The following is a 2,683-nucleotide window of genomic DNA, read 5'->3' as shown; positions in this document are numbered from 1 at the left end:
TAACTACTGATTTTCAGCAGTTAGCACATCCAACATTTTTCAAAAAAAGCATATTATTAATTGGTATTGCCAAAGCTGCCTATTAGGCAGCCTTGACATTCACCTTTTTGTTCGAGTCATAATTACATGGGATTAGGGACATGAAGTCTTGCTCCCCCTCGAGATTGTCTGAAAACCCATAGCAGCCAAAATGTCTCCTAATATTTCTTATTGTTAACACTTTATCTTTGGTTTTCTCGAAATATTTTCGTAACTTTGTAGCTATCAAACATTTATCGCTTATGAAGTACATTAAAGGTGAAGATAGAAGACAATACGTATTGTTTCCGGCTTGTCTGGACGAGTACATCGAGCAGGATAATCCCGTTCGCTACATTGATGCGTTTGTAGATAGCCAGGATTTAGAAGAACTCGGCTTCAATCATACTAAACGTGAGGCTCCTGGAAATGGTGGACGACCTTCATATGACCCTTCAGACATATTGAAACTACTCATTTATGGTTATTTCAATTCTATCCGTTCTTCTCGAAAGTTGGCCAAAGCGTGCGTTGTCAATATCGAGGTTATGTGGCTTTTAAGCAAGGTAACCCCTGACTTTCGTACAGTTTCTGATTTCCGAAAGGATAATTTGAAGCCTATCAAGAAAGTTTTTAAATCATTGAATAAGCAGTTGGATTCCTTTGGACTCTTCAGCCATTCTTACTTATCTATTGATGGTAGTAAGTTCAAGGCTGTAAATTCTAAGGATAACAACTTTACTCTCAATAAGCTTGATGATCGTATTGCCCGTCTTGAAGCGCATGAGCGTCAGTACTTGGAGGATTTGGAAAAGAACGACTTCGATGATGAACGTAAGTTTGGCAGGGATGAAACCGAGCTTAATCTGGAGGTGGTTCAGAAGCGTCAGGCGGATTACAAAGAATATCGTAATCAACTGGAGGAAAGTGGAGAGAAACAACTTTCACTCACAGATCCTGATTCTAAGTTGATGAAGTTCAATGACGGTTTTAACGTTGGCTATAATGTACAGACAGCCGTCGAGGCAGACAGTCATCTGATAGCCACCTACAATGTTACCACCAATCCTACTGATCATGGCGAAATTACGGAAACACTGACTGAGGCCAAGAATGATTTGGAACATGAAATAGTAGAAGTTGTTGCCGACAAGGGTTATCAAGATCCAAAAGACATGGCAAACGCTTTGGCTGCAGGAATCATCCCTAATGTAATACAGCGAGATGGCGATGATGTTGCTGAAGTAGAGTTTGAATATGTAGAAGCTACCGTAACAGATGATATGCTAAACAGCAAAAAGCCCGAGAATCTCGAAACTTGCCTTAAGGCTGGCAAAATACCGACTGCCTATGCAGGCATCCTTGACTCTCCCCAAATTGGTGTTCGTAAATCCTACGAATGTACGGCATCAAGTAATATAAAGGAAATGTCTGATGAGGAACTCAAACAGCTTGCGCTGCAAGGCTACTTTGTCAGAGATGCTGCTAAGAATTTAGTGTATTGTCCGCAGGGCTCTATATTACGTCAGAAGTCATTAAAGAAGGATGGCCGTATCCGTTATTGCAATAAGTTGGCTTGCAAAAGATGCTCGCATAAGTGTACTAAAGCAGCATTTAAAGAAGCAGACTTCAACAAGGATACTCTCGTGATGAAAGCTCAGAATTACAAGGTAGACTCCTGTAATCATCAGGAAGACCAGGAACCTCCTAAGACTAAGATGAAACGAGAAGTTAAAGAACACAAGATTGTGACATACAAACTTCATTTAGACAAGAAGAAGATGGCGCAAAGAATGTGTCTCTCAGAACATCCTTTTGGAACGATGAAGAGAACCTTAGGGGCGTATTATTTTTTATTGAAAACGAAGGTTAAGGTGGAGGCCGAAATGGCCCTCATCTGCCTCTCCTATAACATGCGTAGAGCCATCTCTATGCTTGGCGTTCCACAATTGATCGCAAAGATGGCATAAGGGGAAGAAGGAGGTCCCCACAACTTAATTTTTAGACCTCCTATCACTTATTTTCGCTCGATTTGAGCACATCAATTATGAATTTTATTGGAAATCGAAATTTTAGAGCTGGTCCCCAGACTAGCTTAGAGGGCTTTATATGCCCTCAAAACAGTGATAAACAGCAGAAAATCAAGGTTTTCGGACGGTCTGTGGGGGGGGGTAGCCGAAGGATTACGATTGACTTTCACAAATTCTTAAAATTACCTCCCTGATAAGCCACCTACAGCTGAATGTCCCTTCTGTTATACCGACTCCGTAATAGGTGATGCCTCCGGCTTCCCTATCACCAAGGATTTCTTGAAGAAAATGAAGAAGAGATATTTCTAGGCGATTTTTCAACGTTTTTCACCGACCTTCCCCCTATCTCATGAGGACAGTATCAGTTTTGAAAACGGACATTAAAACATCATTTACCGCAAAAGCACAAAGTAAACTGCCTAAAATAAGTAATGCCCCTCTAGTATGCAGCCTTTCGGCGCGCCAGAGGGGCTTATTATCTTTTATTTGTTATTTTGTGCGGAGATAAATCAAATCAAAATACATCAGCCGTGTTTTCATCGGCTCAACAGGAGTTGCAGGTTCTAGACCTTTATTGTGCAAGAACGTCCATTCCTCCTTATCTGACGAAAACAGAAATTTGAAACCATTTCGTT

At 40.9% G+C, this 2,683-nt stretch carries 1 protein-coding gene; it reads left to right on the top strand.

The genetic code is table 11. The features are described from left to right. The first annotated feature begins 281 nt into the window (after positions 1-281). Positions 282-1,988: a transposase gene (locus AAAT87_RS15200; protein WP_349226900.1), complete on the top strand. Its 1,707-nt coding sequence runs from the start codon at positions 282-284 to the stop codon at positions 1,986-1,988. Positions 1,989-2,683 lie beyond the last annotated feature (695 nt).

Origin of the sequence: Segatella sinensis, assembly GCF_040095255.1 — a bacterium.
GTDB classification, from domain to species: domain Bacteria; phylum Bacteroidota; class Bacteroidia; order Bacteroidales; family Bacteroidaceae; genus Prevotella; species Prevotella sinensis.
Note: the sequence above shows the minus strand (reverse complement) of the source record. Positions and strands in the feature narration are given on the sequence as shown.